The organism is Allobosea sp. Root483D1 (genome assembly GCF_001429505.1).
Classification (GTDB): domain Bacteria; phylum Pseudomonadota; class Alphaproteobacteria; order Rhizobiales; family Beijerinckiaceae; genus Allobosea.
Window position 1 is genome coordinate 347859 of sequence record NZ_LMJW01000023.1, and the last position, 19406, is coordinate 367264.

Annotated in this window: 16 protein-coding genes and 2 pseudogenes; 11 read left to right on the forward strand and 7 right to left on the reverse strand. The window is 65.2% G+C overall.

Annotated features, from left to right (window positions below; genetic code table 11):
* Positions 1-475: 475 nt before the first annotated feature.
* Both ASE66_RS33860 and ASE66_RS33865 read left to right on the forward strand, forming a co-directional pair.
* Positions 476-958 carry a hypothetical protein gene (locus ASE66_RS33860; RefSeq protein ID WP_320409800.1) on the forward strand — a complete coding sequence of 161 codons (483 nt, stop codon included), beginning with the start codon at positions 476-478 and terminating at the stop codon, positions 956-958.
* Complete coding sequence (locus ASE66_RS33865) at positions 959-1360, forward strand: transglutaminase family protein (RefSeq protein WP_320409806.1); 402 nt, start codon at positions 959-961, stop codon at positions 1358-1360.
* 338 nt (positions 1361-1698) lie between these two features.
* On the opposite strand, the gene ASE66_RS30725 is transcribed toward ASE66_RS33865, so the two are convergent.
* The 3 genes from ASE66_RS30725 to ASE66_RS30735 form a co-directional block, all read right to left on the reverse strand.
* Positions 1699-5187 (reverse strand): ATP-binding protein, encoded by a 3489-nt coding sequence (locus ASE66_RS30725; protein WP_057193759.1) that lies wholly within the window; start codon positions 5185-5187, stop codon positions 1699-1701.
* Positions 5187-6461: a metallophosphoesterase family protein gene (locus ASE66_RS30730; protein WP_057193760.1), complete on the reverse strand. Its 1275-nt coding sequence runs from the start codon at positions 6459-6461 to the stop codon at positions 5187-5189. Before ASE66_RS30730 ends, ASE66_RS30725 begins: the two co-directional genes overlap by 1 nt.
* Positions 6462-6545: 84 nt before the next feature.
* Positions 6546-6758, reverse strand: a complete 213-nt coding sequence (locus ASE66_RS30735; RefSeq protein ID WP_057193761.1) for a PQ-loop repeat-containing protein — start codon at positions 6756-6758, stop codon at positions 6546-6548.
* A 6-nt stretch (positions 6759-6764) separates the two neighbouring features.
* Here ASE66_RS30735 and ASE66_RS34125 point away from each other — a divergent pair, with 6 nt between their 5' ends.
* Positions 6765-6896 carry a L,D-transpeptidase gene (locus tag ASE66_RS34125; protein WP_413814312.1) on the forward strand — a complete coding sequence of 44 codons (132 nt, stop codon included), beginning with the start codon at positions 6765-6767 and terminating at the stop codon, positions 6894-6896.
* 28 nt (positions 6897-6924) lie between these two features.
* Here the strand turns inward: ASE66_RS34125 and ASE66_RS30740 are convergent, their stop codons facing one another.
* On the reverse strand, positions 6925-8259 hold the full coding sequence (locus tag ASE66_RS30740; protein ID WP_057193762.1) for a PQQ-dependent sugar dehydrogenase: 1335 nt from the start codon (positions 8257-8259) through the stop codon (positions 6925-6927).
* Between the two features lie 140 nt (positions 8260-8399).
* Here ASE66_RS30740 and ASE66_RS30745 point away from each other — a divergent pair, with 140 nt between their 5' ends.
* The 7 genes and pseudogenes from ASE66_RS30745 to ASE66_RS30775 all read left to right on the forward strand — a co-directional run bounded on the left by ASE66_RS30745 (position 8400) and on the right by ASE66_RS30775 (position 16014).
* Complete coding sequence (locus ASE66_RS30745) at positions 8400-9053, forward strand: cytochrome c oxidase assembly protein (RefSeq protein WP_057193763.1); 654 nt, start codon at positions 8400-8402, stop codon at positions 9051-9053.
* Positions 9019-10191: a c-type cytochrome gene (locus ASE66_RS30750; RefSeq protein WP_082613884.1), complete on the forward strand. Its 1173-nt coding sequence runs from the start codon at positions 9019-9021 to the stop codon at positions 10189-10191. Before ASE66_RS30745 ends, ASE66_RS30750 begins: the two co-directional genes overlap by 35 nt.
* Positions 10192-10262: 71 nt before the next feature.
* Complete coding sequence (gene coxB, locus ASE66_RS30755) at positions 10263-11174, forward strand: cytochrome c oxidase subunit II (protein WP_244495132.1); 912 nt, start codon at positions 10263-10265, stop codon at positions 11172-11174.
* Positions 11171-13723, forward strand: a complete 2553-nt coding sequence (gene ctaD, locus ASE66_RS30760) for a cytochrome c oxidase subunit I (RefSeq protein WP_057193766.1) — start codon at positions 11171-11173, stop codon at positions 13721-13723. Before coxB ends, ctaD begins: the two co-directional genes overlap by 4 nt.
* Positions 13720-14046: a hypothetical protein gene (locus ASE66_RS30765; RefSeq protein WP_057193767.1), complete on the forward strand. Its 327-nt coding sequence runs from the start codon at positions 13720-13722 to the stop codon at positions 14044-14046. The genes ctaD and ASE66_RS30765 overlap by 4 nt, the downstream gene beginning before the upstream one ends.
* A gap of 679 nt (positions 14047-14725) precedes the next feature.
* Positions 14726-15103 (forward strand): VOC family protein, encoded by a 378-nt coding sequence (locus tag ASE66_RS30770; RefSeq protein ID WP_057193768.1) that lies wholly within the window; start codon positions 14726-14728, stop codon positions 15101-15103.
* Between the two features lie 18 nt (positions 15104-15121).
* Positions 15122-16014: pseudogene (locus ASE66_RS30775) on the forward strand (arginase family protein).
* Positions 16015-16237: 223 nt separating this feature from the next.
* Here the strand turns inward: ASE66_RS30775 and ASE66_RS30780 are convergent.
* Complete coding sequence (locus tag ASE66_RS30780) at positions 16238-17098, reverse strand: alpha/beta fold hydrolase (protein WP_057193769.1); 861 nt, start codon at positions 17096-17098, stop codon at positions 16238-16240.
* A gap of 113 nt (positions 17099-17211) precedes the next feature.
* The gene (locus ASE66_RS30785; protein ID WP_244495133.1) at positions 17212-18138 is read right to left on the reverse strand and encodes a hypothetical protein; all 927 of its coding nucleotides are present in this window, start codon (positions 18136-18138) and stop codon (positions 17212-17214) included.
* Positions 18139-18183: 45 nt separating this feature from the next.
* Between ASE66_RS30785 and ASE66_RS34130 the strand changes: the two genes are divergently transcribed.
* Positions 18184-19062, forward strand: coding sequence for a hypothetical protein (locus ASE66_RS34130; protein ID WP_057193770.1), 879 nt, complete (start codon positions 18184-18186; stop codon positions 19060-19062).
* A 109-nt stretch (positions 19063-19171) separates the two neighbouring features.
* On the opposite strand, the pseudogene ASE66_RS33010 reads toward ASE66_RS34130, so the two are convergent.
* A pseudogene (locus ASE66_RS33010) lies at positions 19172-19406 on the reverse strand (ATP-dependent helicase); the annotation flags it as partial.

Genomic DNA, 19406 nt, shown 5'->3' on the forward strand with positions numbered 1-19406 from the left:
TCGAATCTTGTGAGGGCTTGTTCTCCCAAAGGTCGATGTTCGAAACCTGTGAGCAAACTGGAAGCCCGGCGCGATGCGCTCACCTGCACGGCTGACTGCTCACCCACGAACGTGATTACCTCGGGCCGAGGGACCTTATACTGGACGAAACCTTTTCCGAAGTGGCCTGTTGCGTGAGCGCGCACCAATCCGTTCGCAAACGCGGAAGTGCTCGATACTGGCGCGAAAAAAATGGCGCAATCAGCCAGATTGGACACCGCAGCCCCCAATGCGAACGCCACCTGCAATCAGGCGAGCTTCTTTAGAACACCAATAAGGTTCGAGGGTTCCAGGCGCCCCTCTCGCGCGCCCACGTCGCTCAGGACCTGCCCACTTTGCCTCAGCCGTGGCGAGTTCCAATCGGTTCGCGCCATGGGCGGAAACGAGACCTTGGTCCAGGACCGAAGATTATCGGGGAACATCAAGTCACCCCGGAATGTTGCGCTTCATCATCTCTCTTAGAGACAGCGCAATGCAAATTCGCGTCGGCTACCGGATCGAGATCGTCACCGCACAACCAACACCCAAGGTGGTCCTGCTCGATCCTCACCCTAGCCGCAGGAAGGACATGGTTCGTCAGCCGAAGCCGCAGATTAACTCGATCGTCGACGGCAAGAATGTGCGGGTCGAGGAATACAACGACAGCTTCGGCAACCAGTGTCGGCGGCTGGTCATACCGCAGGGCGGCGCGGTCTTCACAAACGATGTGATCGTCAGCGACCCGGGGCTTCCGGACGAATTCGATAAGGACGCTCCGGAAGTCTGGCCAGCCGACCTGCCGGCTGAGGTCACCGAATATACTCTCGCCAGCCGGTACTGTGAGGTCGACGAACTATCTGCGACCGCGTGGAACTTGTTCGGCAATTTTGCCCCAGGTTGGAATCGGGTTCAGCAAATCTGCAACTACGTGAACGCGTAGATCCAATTCGATTATCAGTTCGCCAGAAACACGCGTACTGCGGTTCAAGCGATGAATGAACGCGTCGGTGTATGCCGGGATTTCACCCATCTCGCCATCGCCCTATGTCGTGCCATGAACATTCCGGCGCGGTACTGCAACGGCTTCCTCGGAGATATCGGCGTGCCCCGTGATCCTGCGCCAATGGACTACAACGCTTGGTTCGAGGCCTATCTCGGGGGCAAGTGGTACGTCTTCGACGCCCGCCACAACATGCCGCGTATCGGTCGCGTGCTGGTCGCAAGAGGGCGCGACGCCGCGGATATCCCGATGATCCACACCTACGGTCCGCACGGACTTCAGCGGTTCGAGATCTTCACCGAGGAGGTGATGGCCTCGCAAGCCTCGCCCGGAAAGGCCTGACCGTCTCCAGTCGGCGAAATCGGGTAGGCAGCGGGAAGGGGGCCCCGTTCTATGGAGACGAGAGGGCGCTTGTTCTTTTTAATATACCGCGCTGTCGCGAAGAATTTTCCGGTCTCGTGGTGAGGTGCTAGAATGAATGCGTCGCTAGGCTGAGACGCCGGCTTTGCCGGTCTCGACCGAGACGCCCTCGCTCGTCACGAGGACGCGGGCGCTGGATGTGACGGACCACGCCGAGATCGTACGAGAGGCATCATTGGCGCCGTCACCCTGCACGGGCTGGGCCGACCGGACAAGGAAGATCTCCTTGATTGGCATTCCGCGATGATATTCATCGAGCGTCATTGCGAACCAGCGGCAAGCTCGTGAACGGTGGCGCCGGAGCATACCCGTCGCGCGATCTCACATAGATGCGGGTGGTGCGTGAGGTAGATCACCTGCCCGACCTGCGCCATCTCGCCGAAGAGCCGGAACGCCTCCTCGGCCCGGAAATCATCAAAAGTCTCCATGATGTCGTCGGCAATGAACGGCACCGGCTGCCGCGAGGCAACGAATTCGTAATATCCCGCGACGCGCAGCGCGAGATAGAGCTGGAAACGCGTCCCCTTCGATAGCTCTGCCGCCTCTTTCGAGCCTCCACCGGCTGCAAGTGCTATCAGGATCTCACCGTCTTTCTCCGGCTGGGCGGAGAGTCCCGCATAGGCGCCACGGCTGATCGTCGCAAAGGCCTGCGAGGCGCGCGCCATCATCGAGCTGCGATGCCGGTCACGATAGGCGCGCAGCGCCTGTTCGGCAGCAGCGGCGCCAAGCTTCAGCCTAAGATAACGCAGCGCGCGATCCTCGATATCGAGCAGCAGCGTGCGTTTTTCTTCCTCGATCCTCGCCACGGCGCCATCACCGCCGACGGCCTCGACCCGGTCGAGCGCCTTGCTGTGGACGGAGAACATGTCACGGCTGCGCTGGTCCTGATCATCGAAGCGGGCCGTTTTCTCGACAAGCTCAGCCTCCAGGGCAGTGCGATCGGCACGATCGAGAACGGCTTGCGCCTCGTCTATCGTGGACAGCCGAAGAGCAGCGAGGATGTCACGCTCGGCAGCCTCGAATTGTGCAACCAATTCCGACCTCTTCTCGATGGCCGCCAGCTTGCCAGAGACTTCCGCCAAGGTCGCGACGCCGAAAAATACGATCATCTCCATCTTGCGGCGATCGTGAACCGCCAGCGTCTCGGAGAGCATACGCCGCCGCCTACGAGCAGCCTCGAGATTTTGGGCCACGGTCGCCCGCCTCGCACGTTCGGCGTGGGCCTCCTGAACCCGAGCGCTGACTGCTTGCGCCAGATCCAGGATATTTCCCGACGGCGCAACGATCCCCATCTCACCGCCGAGCGCTTCAGTCTCATCGCGAAATGCGGACTGATCCTTCTCCATCTTGCCGATCCGGTCGACGAGGCCAGCCTTCTTCTCCAGCACGGGCCCGAGTTCGGTGATGGCTGCGAGGATTTCGCGAACTGTGGCAAGCGTCGGCACTGTGCCGCCCTCTCCCAGCCAACAGGCCGAGCAGGCTTTGGTCCATGAGGCGCTCCAGTCCCGATCGGCCCCTGTGGCCTTTTCGACCTCGCGTTCGCGGCTCGACAGATCGCGTTGCCGGTCCTCCAGGCTGGCCCGCAACGCCTTCAGCTCGACCTCCCGATCGATCACCCCCTGCCCTGCGACCAGCAGCGTCTCGAACCGAGCGTCGGGATCCTGCGGCAAACCGGCCGCGCCAAGCGCGCCGACCAGCCTATCGCGCACAGCCACGGCGTCGGCCTGCGCCTCACGAAGATCGTTTTCCGCTGCATGGACGAGCGCTCGCGCTTCCAAAGCCCTGCCCCGACGAGCGAGCCAGGCTTCGAACTGAGCCAGCGGCATGTTGTCTGACAGCGCCGGACAGGTCGCAGCAATAGCTGCCGCAACCTCGCGCTGAAGGTCCTGCATCGCTGATGTCGCGGCGTCCCGAAGTGCGATGGCGCGGTGGCACTCTGCCTTCGCAATGGCCAGCGCCTGGCTCACCTGATGGAGTTTTGCGACATCCGCCATATGACCGAGCCGTCCACTCGTGACGATATCGTCACGTCGAAGTGCAGCTTCAAAGCCGTCGGCAGAAGCGGTATCGAGCTTGCCCCGATGCTCGGCCCAGGCCTGCTCCCGGGTCGCGCGGATGTTCGCGGCTTCCTGATCAGAGACGAGACCTGAGATCCCATTGAGCCCGTCCAGCTCGGCCGTTAGGCGGATCTGCTCAGTCGCCAGGCGCTCGACGTCGCCGGCATGCTGATCGATCCGCTTCTGCGTCTCATCAATCACCAGCGTCCAGCGCTGAATCTCCGCCGCAGCGGGAGCAGCCAGGTCGACGAGCTCGTCGATGTCACCGTTCCAGGGCCGCAGCTCGCGCAGGCGATCCGCCAACATCGCGCGGGCGGCATCACGAGCCCGTTCGGCCAGCCGGCGACGCGCCGCATGGTCGTCCGCCCGCGCGGTCGCAACGCTCACCGCGAGCGATGACATCCGTGTCTGTCGCCCCTGCCCCGTCTCCGAATCGCCGCCGGCCTTGCGCAGCCTCACCTGTGCGTCGTCCGATCGCCGACGAGCCTCGGACAGCTCGCTGGTTGCCGATTTCAGCGCGGCCTCGATGCCGGAGCGCGTCTCGATCAGCGCGCGAAGAGCACCGACGACAGAGGCCCCCAAAACAAGGCGATGGGGATTTGTCTCTCCGGTCCGCTCGATGCGGCCCAGGATCGTGGAGATCGCGAATTCGGCCTCGCGCAATTGCAGGCGGCGCTCAGGGATATCCTTCTCGGCCGTGACATGGCGGGCGCGCAGATCAGCGAGCCGCTCGACCTTGTCGGCCAGCCGCAGCGCCGTCTCATCCACCACGATCGCGTCCAGTTGCCCTGACAGTTCCGCGATCTCCTCAGCCAGGCCTTGGGCGCGAATCCCGAGTTCGATCTCGTCCTTCTGCAACTGCGGCAACTCCTCGGCCCAGCCGCGCGGCGCATCGGGAAGGTCTGCCAAGGGCGCGATGCGCTCGCGAAGCGCACGCAGATCCGCCAGGCGCGGCAAGGCGTTCAGATGGCGCTGGATCTCGTCCATGCGCGCCTGGATCTTGCCGCGGCTGACGATCGCCTCTTCGTACTGGATGGCAGCCCGATCGCGAGCTTCGATGAGCTGGGCATAGTCCGACGCCAGGGTGTCGATCCGTTCCCGCTCCGCCTTGAGTTCCGCGAGACGGGTCTTGAGCTCCGACAGCTCGCCGCTGCGGGCGCGGTACTTGTAGAAGCCCTCGGCCTCGGTCTTGAGATCGACGAGGCCTTTGCTGAGATCGGCCAGGCCTGCGCTCGCGGAAAACAGCAACTGACCGAGATCGCCTTTGCTCGACAGGATGCTTTCGCCGCCAGCCTCCAGTGTCGCATCGTCGAGCGAGAACATGGTGCGATAGGATTCGCGGTCGATGCCGCCAAGCTCTCCCAGGAGAGTGCCTTCGGCAATCGGCTGGTCGCGCACATCGAGCAAGCTGTTCTGTGGCCGCTTGATCCGAACGAGCTCCTGGGGACCGCCTGTGAGCTCCAATGTCCCACCAATGCGCATGGTCGGATAGGGATGGATGAAGTTGAAGCGGCTGCGCGTTTCGATCCCGAAGAGAAGATCGAGGAATCCGGCCAGGGCGGTTGATTTGCCAGCCTCATTGGGGCCGTAGACGATATGCAGATCGGGCTGGCCTTCCACCTGCTCGCCAAACTCGATGCGGTGATCGGTGAACTTGCCGTAGCGTGTGAGATCAAGGCACTTCAGGCGCATCAGGAAACGCCGCCTTCCGCACCAGCATGGAGTCGGGCGAGTACGTCTTCGGACCCGTCCTTCACCAGCACCGCGATCGCCGCTTTGAACGCCTGCTCATCCGAGCCGAGCATGCCGCGGCATTCCTGCGGAAGCTGTGTCCTTAGCTCCTCGGCAATGGCGGCGACCTCGGTCTGGTATGCGTCAGAGCCGATGACCTCCTCGTCGATCAGGCGGCGCAGTTCGGTGAGGGGATCAGCCGAAGCGCCAGCCACCGCACCCGGGGCCCGGCAATCGACCTCGAGCTTCTCGACCCAACAGCTCCCGATGACGGATGCCCGGTCGTCAGCTTCCGTCTTGAGGAGATCGAGATCGCGCCGGATGCGCCAGGCCAGCGGCGTCGCTCCCGTCACCCGCAAGCGGGCGACAAGGTGCTCCAAGGTTACGTCGCCGCGCGCCTGCTCCAGCGCTCGTGCCAGCGCCGCAACAAGATCGCGCCAATCATCGATGCCCGTCGCATCGACCACGACCCTCTCGAACTGCGCGATGCTGGTGACGCGCTCCTCGATCCGGACCGAACGATCGTCGCCGATCGTGACCAGGCTCACGGATTTGGCGCCGGCCTCGTTGATGTCGCGGCCCTGCGGCATGCCGGGCATCACGATGGCGCAGCCGCCCTCCACAACCGCGCGTTTATGGACATGGCCGAGGGCCCAGTAGCGAAAGCCAGCGCCCTGCAGATCAGCCAGGCTGCATGGCGCATAGAGATCATGTCCGGCCGCGCCGGCGAGGCTTGTATGCATCAGGCCGATATTCACGGCGCCCTCGATCGGCGGCCTGTACTTGCCGAGCAGGCTTTCGGGGGCATGAGGCTGCGCGAAACTGAGACCGTGGATCGCGACGGGAAACTGGCCACTATCCCGCTCGATCGCAATCGCCTCGGCGCGGCCGCCGAACAGCTTCACGGACTCCGGCAAGGTCAGTTCCTTGCTGATCCGCGACAGCGCGTCGTGATTGCCGCGGATGACGAAGACGCGGATGCCAGCTTCATGCAGCCGACGGAGCTGCTCGGCCAGGAACCGCGCTGTCTTCATCGAGGTCTGGTCGCCATCATAGAGATCGCCGGCCAGCAGCAGTGCATCAACCTGCTCGTCGAGACAGAGATCAACGACGCGCACGAAGGCGCGCCGGGTGGCGTTTCCGATCAGATCGGCGATGTTCGGGTCGCGCATTGCGAGTGACCGCAGCGGCGAATCTAGATGAATATCTGCCGCATGAACGAAGCGATAAGTCACTGTTTGCGCCTTGTTGCCGTTCGCTGGGCCAAAAAACCCACGCCAGTGTCTAGCCCATTCACACGCTCCGCCAACTGCTCGCGATCACGCAAGTGCCGCGAGCTTCGCTTGCTCGGCCGATCGGGCAAGGCTGCAGGCCATCTCTGACTTGCACTCACGCCGTAGAAGCAAGCCGATCGGCGAGATTGAACTGGTATCGCGACTTTTGACGATACGCCACGCCTGCGGGATGAAGCTGATCATTGAGCAGGCTGCGGCCAGCGTTCCCGCGACGGCGATCCAATTTACGGAGATCATTTCGGCATCCAGGCACGCCCGACCCCTCGCGGGGGAGCAAGAACCTCCTCGCATGGCTCCGTCCGGCTGACGAACTGGGATGCCGAGCATCTCGCCGCGATGGTGGAGCCCGGCGTGTCCGTGCGCTTCGTGGACTAGAGCAGCAAGGCCACCCCTGACCGGCCGGTCACCCGCGAACCATGCGCCAGATCACGTTGCCAACATCATCGGCAACCAGCAGTCCGCCCCGCGAATCCGGAAGCACGCCGACAGGCCGGCCGCGCGCTTCGCCGGCTCCATTGAGGAAGCCGCCCATCAGCGTTTCCGGCTGCCCTGTCGGCTTGCCGCCTTCGAACCGCACGAAGATGACGCGATAGCCGGCGGGCGGATTGCGGTTCCATGAGCCATGCTGGCCGATGATCGCTCCGTCCTGGAAACTCTGGTCGAACTTTCCGGCCTTGACGAAGGCGAGTCCGAGCGAGGCGGTATGCGAGCCGAGCGCGTAGTCCGGCTTGATCGCCTTTGCGACCAGTTCCGGCTTTTGCGGCTCGATGCGCCTGTCGACATGCTGGCCGAAATAGCTGTACGGCCAGCCATAGAAGCCGCCGCGCTTCACCGAGGTCATGAAGTCCGGCACCAGGTCGTGGCCGATCTCGTCGCGCTCGTTGACGGCGACCCAGAGCTCACCGGTGACGGGGTTCCAGTCGATCCCGACCGGGTTGCGCAGGCCGGTGGCGAAGAGTTCGCTGCGGCCGCTCGCCGGGTCGATCTCCAGCACGGCGGCGCGCCGCTCTTCCTCGACCATGCCGTTCTCGCCGACATTGGAATTTGAGCCGACGCCGACATAGAGCCGCGACCCGTCCGGGCTCGCCAGCAGGCTCTTGGTCCAATGATGGTTGCGTCCGGCTGGCAGGTCCGCGACCTTGGTGCCGGCTGCGGAAATCCGGGTATCGCCTGGCTTGTAGGGGAAGCGCACCACCGCATCGGCATTGGCAACGTAGAGCTGGTCACCGATCAGCGCCATGCCGAAAGGTGAGGACAGCTTCTCCAGGAAGGCGGTCTTGACCTCGGCGACACCGTCGCCATCGGCATCGCGCAGCAGGCTGATGCGGTTGGCGCTCGGCGCGCGGGCGCCGGCCCTTTGCATGAACAGGCCCTGCACCCAGCCACGCAGGCCGCCTTCCTTGCCTTCGGGCTTGGGAGGCGCGTTGCTCTCGGCCACCAGGACGTCGCCGTTCGGTAACTCGTAGAGCCAGCGCGGATGGTCGAGGGCGCTGGCGAAGGCGGTGATCCGGAAGCCGGCGGCGACGTCCGGCTTCTCGCCTTCCTTGAAACCGACTGCCTTCGCGACCTTGAGCGTCGGGAGCCAGGATGCGTGCGGTTCGGGAAGCGTCGGGTCGGGCCCGTATCCGGCTTGCTCGGGCAGGGCCTTCTGCCCGCTCCAGAGTGCGGCGGCGGTGCCTCCTGCAACGATGAGAATGGTGACTGCCGCGGCGATCTTGGCGAGACTGGACCAGGGCATGGCCGGGCTCCATGGTGGGGTTCTGTGCGGGGCACTACCGCTCGAACGCGAGCCAGGCGGTTTTGTTCGCGTTGTAGCCTCAGGGAACCGCGACGAGCTCTGCCAGTTGCCCCATCACGGCATCGCAGCGGGGGGAGCGCATGACGGAAACGAAAGGCGCAGGTCCGGGCAGCGCTCCGCTCGTCAGCGCGGCGGTCGTGTGCGCCGCGGGTTTCCTGGTGCTGCCGCTGAGCGATCTGGGTCCATTGTCCTTGCAGATGACCCATCATCTCGTGCTGATGAACGTCGCTGCGCCGCTATTGGCCGTGTTTTTAGCCGCGCGGCTACCCACGCTTGGCGCCCGGGCCTTGTGGATCGCGGCCGCGTCCCAGCTTTTCCTGCTCTGGGCCTGGCATCTGCCGGGCGCGCAGCAAAGCGCCGCCCTATCCGGGCTTCTGCAGGCGACAATGCTGCTGCTGCTCGGCGCGGTCGCGCTGGCTTTCTGGCTCGCCGTCATTGCGGCGGAACGGACAGGAGGCTGGCGAGCCATCGCCGGCCTGCTGCTCACCGGCAAATTCGCCTGTCTGCTCGGCGCGCTCCTGATATTCGCACCGCGCGATCTCTATGGGCTTGCTGGCTTGGCACTGGCCTTCTGCAGCAGCGGTCCATCCTCGCTGGAGGACCAGCAGCTCGCGGGCCTGCTGATGGTGACCGCTTGCCCGTTGAGCTACCTCACTGCCGGCGTCGTCGTCGCGGCGCGCCTGCTGTCCCGCATCGCCGATGAGCCCGATCGTCATGCTGCCGGCGCGCGCTAGAGCGGCCGCCAATTGGCTGGTGCAGAGCTGGCGGCACCTGCTCGGCGCGGTATTCGCCTTCGCCGCGGCCGGTATCGTCGCGATCATGCTCTTCGCCTGGTCCGGGCTCTACAGCGTCGCCGCCAGCAGCGGCCACTGGGCCGTCGTCGATTTCTTCCTGCGCTTCGGGATGGAAAGCTCGGTCAGGACGCATGCTCCGGCGCTGACGCCGCCGGACCTGAGTGACGAGAGCCTGGTTCGATTGGGCGCGGGCCATTTCCATGCCGGCTGCGCCTTCTGCCATGGCTCGCCCGGCACGCCGGTCGGCGCTGCAGCCCTGAAGATGCTGCCGCCTCCGCCGGAACTGGACGGCAAGTTGGCGGAGTGGACCGACCAGCAGCTGTTCTGGATCGTCCGCCACGGCATCAAATACACCGGAATGCCGGCCTGGCCGGTGCAGGGGCGCGATGACGAGGTTTGGGCTCTCGTCGCCTTCCTGCGCCGGCTGCCTTCGCTCGACGCCGAATCCTACAAGGCTCTGGCGCTGGGAGAGATCGAGCCCCGGCCGGAGACCGCTCGCCAGATTGTCAGCGGCGAGGACCGGATCGACACGGTCGAGGCCTGCGCCCGCTGTCACGGACTGGAGAAGGGCCCACGCAGCGAGCTCGTGCCGGTGCTGCATGGCCAGCCGCAGGAAATGCTCGAGATGGCCCTGCGCGCCTACCGCAATCGCGAACGCGACAGCGGTATCATGCAGGTCGCCGCCGCCGAGCTCGGCGACAAGGCGATCCGCGACCTCGCCGCCTTCTATGCGAGGCTGCCGTCGCCAACTCGTCCGTCTCAGGCATCGACCCCGGATGAGAGCGCCGTCGGGCGTGGTGCCGTTCTCGCCGGGCGGGGCGATCCGGACCGTCAGGTCCCCGCCTGCCTGACCTGCCATGGTGATGCGGGGCTGCCGGCCTATCCGCGGTTGTCGGGCCAGCCGCAACGTTATCTCGCGAGCCAGCTCGCCGCCTGGCGCGAGGGCTTCAACGCCAGGACGCCAGGCGGGATCGTCATGGCTCCGATCGCGCGCCGGTTGACGCCGCAGCAGGTGGCCGATGCCGCCGCCTATTTCGCCAGCCTGCCGCTTCCGGCTCCGGCCCAGGCACGGCGATGAGATCGCTGACGACACTCCTGGGGGTCGCTGTGTCGTCCGTGCTCGCAGCGTGCACGGATCGGCAGTCGGTCATGGCGGCGCATGGACCGGAGGCGGAGCGTATCGCGCTGCTCGCCATCATCGTCTTCGGCGGAGCCGGTGTGGTGATGCTCGTCGTCATGGGCGCGCTCTGGCTTGCGATCCGGGGCTCTGCCGGCCAGCGCGCCGCACTCGCCGGAGACAAAGCGATCCGGGTCGGAGGCATCGCCTTCCCGGTGATCACGCTGACGGCGCTGCTCGGCTACGGCCTCTGGCTGATGCGCGAGAGCCTCGCGGTCGAAGCGCAGCCGGCGCTGCGCATCGAGGTCACCGGCGAGCAATGGTGGTGGCGGCTCGGCTATCGCGACCGAGACGGCAACACCTTTGCCGAAGCCAACGAGATCCGCATCCCGGTCGGGGTCGAGGTCGAGTTCCAACTGCGCTCGGCCGATGTGATCCACAGCTTCTGGGTCCCAAGCCTCGGCGGCAAGCTCGACATGATCCCCGGCCGGACCAACCGGCTCCGCCTCAAGGCCGAGCGCGCCGGAGTCTATCGCGGGCAGTGCGCCGAATATTGCGGGGGGCCGCACGCACTGATGGCGCTGGAGATCGTCGCATTGCCGCAAGCTGAATTCGACACCTGGCTTTCGGCCGGCCAGCGCGCGGCGCCGATTGCCACCGGCGAAGCCGAGCGGCGCGGCTCCGAGCTCTTCCTCTCGGCGGGTTGCGGCGGCTGCCATGCCGTGCGCGGGACTGCCTCCGAAGGCACGATCGGACCCGATCTGTCACGCGTCGGTGAGCGCCGTTTCCTCGCCGCCGGGACCATTCTCGCCGGGCGCGAGAACCTCGCCCGTTTCATCTCCGACGGGCAGAGCCTGAAGCCCGGCAATCTGATGCCCCCCTTCCGCATCTTCACACAGGCCGAGCTCGATGCGCTCGCCGCCTATCTCGCGAGCCTGAGATGACCGCGAATGACAATGGAAGTCCGAGCCCGGCCGAGGCTCTGCCGAACCCGCTGCCGCGGCCGGCGGGCGAGCTCACCGCGCTGAAACAGGTATGGGAGGTCCCGAAGGGCTGGCGCATCCTCAGCGCCGTCAACAACACCGTGATCGGCGGCTTCTATATCGCTACGGCCTTCCTGTTCTTCCTGCTCGCCGGCATCCTCGGTCTGCTGATGCGGCTGCAGCTGGCGGCGCCAGGCAATGCCTTCCTCAGCCAGGAGACCTACAACCAGATTTTCACCATGCACGGCACGGTGATGATGTTCCTCTTCGCCGTGCCCGCGGTCGAGGCGGTCGGCGTGCTCTTGCTGCCGCAAATGCTTGGCGCGCGTGATCTGCCGTTCCCGCGGCTCGGCGCCTTTGCCTTCTGGGCCTATCTCGTCGGCGGGCTGGTTTTCTTCTCGACGCTGTTCTTCGGCACCGCGCCCTCGGGCGGCTGGTTCATGTACCCGCCGCTGACCGGCACACGCTATTCGCCCGATATCGGCGTCGACTGGTGGCTGCTCGGCATCGGCTTCATCGAGATCTCGGCAATCGCCGGGGCGATCGAGATCATTGTCGGCGTGCTGCGCACCCGTGCGCCCGGCATGACGCTGGCCCGGATGCCGATCTTCGCCTGGACCATGCTGATCTTCGCCTTCATGGTCGTGTTCGCCTTCCCGGCAGTAATCCTGGCGACCATCCTGCTCGAGCTCGAGCGCGCCTTCGACTGGCCCTTCTTCATTGCGGCGCGTGGTGGCGACCCGCTGCTCTGGCAGCACCTGTTCTGGTTTTTCGGCCATCCCGAGGTCTACATCATCTTCCTGCCAGCGGCCGGCATGGTCTCGATGATCGTGCCGGCGATGACGGGCGCATCGCTGGTCGGCTACCGGCTGATCGTGGTCGCGCTGATCGCGGTCGGCTTCTTCAGCTTCGGCCTGTGGGTGCACCACATGTTCACCACCGGTATCCCGGCGCGCTCGCTCGGCTTTTTCTCGGCGGCGAGCATGGCGGTGGCAGTGCCGAGCGGCATCCAGGTCTTCGCCTGGATCGCGACGATAGCCGCCGGGCGGCTCAAGCTGACGGTCGCCGCGCTGTTCGTGATCGGCTTCCTCGTCATCTTCACGCTCGGCGGCCTGACCGGGGTGATGGTCGCGCTCGTGCCATTCGACCGGCAGGCGCACGACACCTATTTCGTCGTCGCCCATCTGCATTACGTGCTGTTCGGCGGAATGGTCTTCCCGCTCTTCGCCGCCTTCTATTATTGGGCGCCGGCCTTCAGCCGTCGAGCACTGTCGGAGCGGCTGGGCAAATGGGCGTTCGGCCTGATCTTCTGCGGCTTCAACATCGCCTTCCTGCCGATGCATGTGACCGGGCTGATCGGCATGCCGCGCCGCGTCTACACCTATCCGGCGGGGATGGGCTGGGACACGCTCAACCTCATCTCCACGCTCGGTGCCTTCATGCTGGCCCTTGGCGTGCTCGTGTTCCTGATCGATCTCGCGCGAAACCTGCGGCCAACCAGCGCCGAGCCGGCCGGCGACATCTGGCAGGCCAACACGCTCGAATGGCTGCCGAACCATACTTTCGCGGCGCGCAGCATTCCTATCGTTACCAGCCGCGACCCGCTCTGGGACCAGCCGAACCTGGCCCGCGATGTCGAGGCTGGCCGTTACTATCTTCCCGGCACCATGACGGGGAGGCGCGAGACCATCGTCACCTCGGCGGTCGAGGCCAGACCGGACTACCTGCTGCGCCTGCCCGGGCCCGGCTGGGCGCATGTGCTCGCAGCCGTCTTCACGGCCGGCTTCTTCCTGCTCCTGACGGTAAAGGCGGTCGTGATTGCGCTGGCTTGCGGCGTCGCGGCCGTCGTCTCGATGCTGGTCTGGATGCGCGAGAGCGATCCGCCGTCGGTTGGGACGGTCGACATCGGCGGCGGGGTCCAGTTGCCGACCTACGCCTCCGGCCCGGATTCTCATTCCTGGTGGGCGATGGTTGTGCTGATGCTGGTCGCTGCCGCGCTCTATCTCTCCTACCTGTTCGGATATCTCTATCTCTGGACCGTCGCGCCGCAGCAGTGGCCGGGGCGGGATGGCCTGCCGCCAGCTGGATGGGTTTGGGCGAGTGTGCTGCTGATGGCAGGGAGCGCCGGCGGCCTGTTCTCGGCCCACAGGCTACTTGGTGCAGACCGCTTGCGCCGCGGCGCCGTCGCACTCCTCGTCACAGCGGGCATCGCGGCCCTGCTGAGTGCGCTCGGCCTCGATCTCTGGTCGCACTGGCGGTCAGGCCTCCGGCCGCAGGCCAGCGGCTATACCGCGATGGTCTACGCCAACGCTGTCCTGCAAGCTCAGCTCGCCGCTGCGATCGTGGTCATGGCGGGCTTCGCCATCTACCGGGTCCTGACAGGTCAGCTTGATCGCTTCCGCCGCGTGATCTTCGACAATCTCGCACTGCTCTGGGGTTATACCATCGGCCAAAGCCTGCTTGGGCTCGCGCTGACGCACGGCTTTCCGCGACTGGTGGGCGCGCCATGAGCGCCGACGCAAAAGCGGCGAGGCGCTCCTTTGGCTGGCTCGCCGGGCCGGCCGCCTGGGCCGCCTTCTTCCTCGTCGCCTATGCCTCGGAATCGCTGATCTGCACGCGCCTGGGCGAGCCTGGCTGGCATGGCGCGATTGTCGTTGCCGCTGCGTCCGTCGCCGTTCTGCTGATCGCGGGCCGGCTCCGCCCGAGGGCTGGAGAAGGACGGAGCGCCACGCTAGGGTTTCAAGTCCGCGCCGGCCTTGGACTCGCCTGGTTGAGCTTAGTGGCGATCGGTTGGACGACGCTGGGCGTACTCATCCTCCCGGCCTGCGCCTGACGTGACGGGCGCGCCGCGGAGACATATCGTGGGAACGTCGAGATTCCTCGGAAGAGGTCGCCAACCGACCGTTCCAGTCATGCTCGTTGGCGCCGAACGTTCTGCATCCCGGCGCGTTGAGTGGAGGCCGGAGGACAACGTGCATGAAACCGATCAGGGCACTCCAGCTCGAGCCGCGCGGCGGAATTTCAATAATCCGCGGTTGCCGGTGCTGATCTATGAGGCGGCATTCTCGTCCGCTGCCAGCGATCTTGCGCGCCAGATGGAGCAGCGTTTCGCTGAGAACGACTGGCCGCCGCGATGGCGCAGGGACATGAGGTGCTCGGCATCGCCTCCGGCCATGCAGTGCTGATTATCGGCGGCGATGGCGGAGGAGCTTCGTGTTCCCGCCGGCGATGTTTTCGTCCTGCCAGCCGGCACAGGGCACTGCGGCTGCTCGGCCAGCGAGCATCTGCTCGTCGTCGGAGCTTATCCGACAGACCAGCAGGGCGACATCTTGCGCGAGGCGGCTACGCCCGAAATTCGCGCGCGATCACCGATTGCCGTTTCCCCGCATCCACCCCGTGCTCGGTCGCGACGGCCCGTTGGTTGATCACTGGGCGGCGAATAGGGGTAAAGCGCCGAGAGGGCGGGGTGCGGTCCTCGTTAGAATCCACGACACAGCTGAACGGAGGTAGTCGTGATCCACCATGTTTCGGTTGGGACGAATGATGTTGGGCGTTCGAAGCGCTTCTACGATGCCGTTTTGCCCATCGTCGGCATTGTGCCGATGGCGGAGGACGAGGATGGACTAGGTTACGGAAGCGGCACGTTTCACTTCAGCGTTCAGGTTCCGATTGATGGCAAACCAGCGACCGTGGGCAATGGCACTCATATCGCGTTTGCTGTCGAGGACCGTTCGATGGTCGATCGATTTTACGCAGCGGCACTAGAATTTGGTGGCAGCGACGACGGCGCTCCAGGACTGCGGCCGAACTACGATGCCAACTATTATGGCGCGTTCGTCCGCGATCCAGACGGTCACAAAATCGAGGCAGTGACCTACTCCGCAAAATAATGACTGACGGAGGCTCCAGTGCCGACCCTTCCCTATGCAATTCTCGAAGCCCCTTCCACATTGGGCCTCGCGACGGACGGAGTAGAGCGCCTGCCCGACCGACTCTTGGATCTCGGTCTCGCGGAGCGCATCCGTGCGCGCCGCGCCGGGCGGCTGACGGTGCCTCCGAAGGACCCTACGCCCGATCCCGAGACTGGCACCCTGAATGCCAGGGCAATCGCGGCGTGGTCGCCCAAGCTCGCCGATGCGGTGGCGGCGGTGCTAGACGCGGGCGAATTTCCAGTCGTGCTGGGCGGCGATTGCACGATCCTGCTGGGCTCGATGCTCGCGCTTCGACGGCGCGGCCGCTACGGCCTGTTCTTCATCGACGGCAACGCCGATTTCTTCCAGCCCGCGGCGGAACCCAACGGTGAAGGCGCCTCGATGGACCTCGCCTTCGTTACCGGCTACGGCCCGTCGCTCCTGGCCGACATCGAAGGTCGCGGGCCTCTCGTCCGTCCCGAAGATGCTGTCGCGTTCGCGTATCGTGATCATAAGGATCAGGAGGAGTACGGGAGCCAGCCGCTCCCCAACGAGCTCAAGGTGATTGACCTCCCCGTCGTGCGCGCGATGGGTATCGAAGCCGCGCGCGCGAAGCGGTCGGTCACCTGACGCGAGAGGGACTGGACGGCTTCTTCATCCATCTCGACGCCGATTGCCTTGACGACGTCATCATGCCGGCTGTCGATTTTCGTATGCCGGGAGGACTGTCACGGGACGAACTAGGGGCCGCGCTTCGAGTAGCCTTGGCGAGCGGCAAGGCAGTCGGCATCGAGATCACTATCTACAATCCTCGCCTTGATGAAGACGGCAGCGCTGGGCGCGGCCTCGCCGACATACTAGCTGCAGCGCTCGGAACAGCAGCGCCCTGAACACGGCGAGCAAAGTCACCGGCGCTCCGCGTGCGCGAGCAGCGGCCTTCCTTCAGGCCACTCGTCCGCCAATTCCAAGCCTTACGAATGCACCTTGTCCGCTGTTAGCAGCATTGCAGCGCGAGCAGTCCGCCCGGGACGATCATGTCCTGTTTCAGCAGCCAGGCGACTGACGGAACGCTTCGGCCCGGTAAGCGGGGTTCTCTATCTCTGGCTCAAGTTTTCAGCGGCCCGTGAAAAACTGTCGAAGCGCCTGCGCGACCTCTTCCGGCGCCTCCTCCGCCATATGGTGGCCACTCGCGATCGCATGCCCCTGCCGATCCGGTGCCCATGGGCGCCAGACATCCAGGACATCGCCATAGAGGTCAGGCAGATCGTCGCGTTCCGACCAAAGACATAACAGTGGGCATTGCAAGCCGCGCCCTTGTTTGCGATCGGCCTCATCGTGGAAACGGTCGATCGCCGGGCCGGCGCGATAATCTTCTATCATGCCATGAACAATATCGGGATTTTGGATTGCCGCGAGGAAGTCGGCGTAGTTCTCAGGCCCCATCGCTTGAGGGTCGACACCATACCATTTCAGTGGATCGGCCAGGATTGCCCGCTCGGGCTTGTCCGGCTGGCAAAAGAAGAACCAATGCCACCAGAGCCTCGCGAACTTCTCCGTGCAACGCTCCAGCGCCTCCAGGATCGGAACGCCGTCCATCACAGCCAGCCGTTCGACGGCGCCGGGATGATCCATCGCCAGCCGAAAGGCGGTGTATGAGCCACGGTCGTGGCCTGCTAGGTAGAAGCGCTCGAATCCCAGCCGCACCATCAATTCCAGGCAGTCGAGGGCCTTGGCGCGCTTGGATGATCCAGAGTGGTCGGGCAGGTCTGGCGGCTGCGAGGATTGGCCGAACCCGCGCAAGTCCGGACAGACGACATGGAATTCCGTTGCCAGCAAAGGCGCGACGCGATGCCAGGTCGTATGCGTCCGCGGATGGCCGTGGAGCAGCAGTAAAGGCGGCCCCTCGCCACCATGGCGCACACGCAACGTGGCGTCGCTGACCCGGACGAAGTCGAGAGTGAAACCTTCAAACATTGCCGGGCGCCCGCCTCAGGTCAGATGGCCCTCGTCAACATCTGATGGTGTGCTTCGTTCCGACACGATCGGCGAGTTCTGCCGTTCCGTTCGGCGCGGAGGCCAAGACGGGCTCAGCCGCGTGCGCTTCTGCGGGTAGCAGTCGCCCGCTCGATTGAACGGGCCTTGCGCCGGGCCGGGCGCAATTCCTCCAGCGTGGGCTGCCACCAGCCCCGTTGCCGCTCTTCGCTGGTGGCGGGACGACGTGCAGGCCAGCTGCGAACGAGTTCCTCAAGTGTAGGAGACCGCCAGCTGACCCAGACATAGGTCTCCTCTTCGGCTAGATGAGGATAGAGCCCAACGAACTCCGCCCTGTCGACCAGCTCGCCGTGGCTGCCAGTCACGACGATCGGCCCGATCGCGGTCATCACCGGCCATTCCGGCGGCACTTCGCTCATGGAAATCGGATAGCGCCGCCGACGACGCTCGCGTGCCTGGTCGAGTGTTCTCGCCTGCTCCTCGGATTGGGGCTGGCTGCGGCGCCCGGCACGTTCGGCTGGCTCAGCCCGAGCCGCAGCGGTTTCGATCCGAGGCCAGCGGGCTCGCAGCGCCTCGTAAGATCGGAACGGGACAAGCCAGGCGCGCCGTTCTCGATCCCAGCGAGCAAACGGAACTGCGCGGAGCTCGTCGATCACTGTCTGCGAGTACGGCGTTCTCACAACCAGCCCGTCCGCAACCGAGAGGTAGGGACTGTCGATCTGCTCGAAGCTGAAGGCGTCGCGGCCGCGCTCGTCTTCGAAATCCGTCAGCGCCACGAGCTCCCGTTCCAGCCAACGCGCGACGCGCTTTTGCGCCGTCTTGCCCGGCACGAACCACGCCATCTCGCCCCCGCGCCAGCGGGCCCGCGGAAACGCCACCTTGAAGCGCTCGACCGTCGCTGCATCGAAAGGAAACGACACGAGCGCGCCCCGACCAGCCTCCGTGGCGCTGACTGCGATCTCGCCGGAGCCCGCCTCGACCGGGAGGGCTGTTTGTGGCGCGGGTATCTCTTTCCCTGTCATGTCCAGTGGAACCCGCGGTAACCCCTTGCGGTTTCGGCGCCATGAATGCTCGTCGAGCTCGGCCCCGTCATGAGCGACGGGCGATCGCAACCTACAACATCAACAACGTCCGCAGGCGTCTTCCAAATCTGCTCGCCTGGCTCCAGCACGCCAACCCGGACATCGCCTTGCCTGCAGGAACTCGAATGCGCGGATCGAGAGTTCCCCGAAGCGGATATTCGCGCGGCCGGCTATGGCGTTGTCTGGCAGGGGCAGAAGACTTGGAACGGCGTCGCTATCCTCGCGACGGCCTCCGCCGCGGGTGGCTACCTGTCGGGCCGAATGAGGCGCCCGGCCGCCGAAGAAAGCATGCACGAACGCCACGTGAGAGACGGCGCGCACGGTCTGGTCGTCTGGGCCATCGGAGAATTGCTGATCGCCGGATTGGCCGCATCTTCGGTCGCTGGTATTGCGCGGACAGAGGCGACTGGAGCCGCGGCCGCGACCACCGCTGCCGGAGCGGCCCTTAGCCAGCAGCCCGATCCGCTGGGTTCCGCAGTCGATATGTTGACGCGGTCGACCGGCACGGAGCCGGGAACGTTCGCCGAGCGCGTGGAAGCCACCCGCATTCTGGTGCGCAGCCTCTCGAGCGGACAGCTCGACCCGTCCGATCGCTCCTATGTCGCAAGCCGGATGGCGACCCACACGAACATCGCGCAGCCGGAAGCGGAAAAGCGCATCGACGATGCGTTCGCACGCCTGAACCAGGCAAAGGAATCCGCGAAGCAGACTGCCGAGCGGGCGCGCCGGATGGGTGTGATTTCGGCCTTCCTGACGGCCGCAGCCCTGCTTGTCGGTGCAGTCGCCGCGTGGATGGCCGCTCAGCTCGGCGGCAAGCATCGGGACGAAGAGCTCGACCTGATGGCCTTGTTCGGAACGAGGTAAAAAGCCGGCAGTGCAGGGTATCTCGCGGGCCTGACTGAAGCGCCTGCCGAAGCGATGAAGCCGGGGTTCACGCCTCGGCTTTTTTTGACTTCGCGGAAAACGCGCTGCGCTAACGCCACATCCCGCGCATCTTCGCTCGCACGTCGACCTTCGGTACGCCCGAAGGCGCTCGCTGATCCGAAGGGGCTGCCAGGGGCCATGCCCGCCGCTCAAAATGTTTCAGCAGGTTGGTGGGGATGAAGCGCGTGCGTGCTGCGTAGACATGGCGATCGCCAGTCGCTGACTGGCCATGCGTGAAAAAGCGCTGCGGCACCATGAGGTGCAGATCGTCCTTGGCGCGGGTC

Bases quoted from the DNA above. Each gene is read 5' to 3' on its own strand.
- ASE66_RS30740 (WP_057193762.1), bottom strand. From the start codon at position 8,259: ATGCCCTGGTCCAGTCTCGCCAAGATCGCCGCGGCAGTCACCATTCTC.
- coxB (WP_244495132.1), top strand. From the start codon at position 10,263: ATGGCGGCGCATGGACCGGAGGCGGAGCGTATCGCGCTGCTCGCCATC.
- ASE66_RS30750 (WP_082613884.1), top strand. From the start codon at position 9,019: ATGAGCCCGATCGTCATGCTGCCGGCGCGCGCTAGAGCGGCCGCCAAT.
- ASE66_RS30765 (WP_057193767.1), top strand. From the start codon at position 13,720: ATGAGCGCCGACGCAAAAGCGGCGAGGCGCTCCTTTGGCTGGCTCGCC.
- ASE66_RS30725 (WP_057193759.1), bottom strand. From the start codon at position 5,187: ATGCGCCTGAAGTGCCTTGATCTCACACGCTACGGCAAGTTCACCGAT.
- ASE66_RS30735 (WP_057193761.1), bottom strand. From the start codon at position 6,758: ATGATCTCCGTAAATTGGATCGCCGTCGCGGGAACGCTGGCCGCAGCC.
- ASE66_RS30780 (WP_057193769.1), bottom strand. From the start codon at position 17,098: ATGTTTGAAGGTTTCACTCTCGACTTCGTCCGGGTCAGCGACGCCACG.
- ASE66_RS33860 (WP_320409800.1), top strand. From the start codon at position 476: ATGTTGCGCTTCATCATCTCTCTTAGAGACAGCGCAATGCAAATTCGC.
- ctaD (WP_057193766.1), top strand. From the start codon at position 11,171: ATGACCGCGAATGACAATGGAAGTCCGAGCCCGGCCGAGGCTCTGCCG.
- ASE66_RS30785 (WP_244495133.1), bottom strand. From the start codon at position 18,138: ATGACAGGGAAAGAGATACCCGCGCCACAAACAGCCCTCCCGGTCGAG.
- ASE66_RS30745 (WP_057193763.1), top strand. From the start codon at position 8,400: ATGACGGAAACGAAAGGCGCAGGTCCGGGCAGCGCTCCGCTCGTCAGC.
- ASE66_RS34130 (WP_057193770.1), top strand. From the start codon at position 18,184: ATGCTCGTCGAGCTCGGCCCCGTCATGAGCGACGGGCGATCGCAACCT.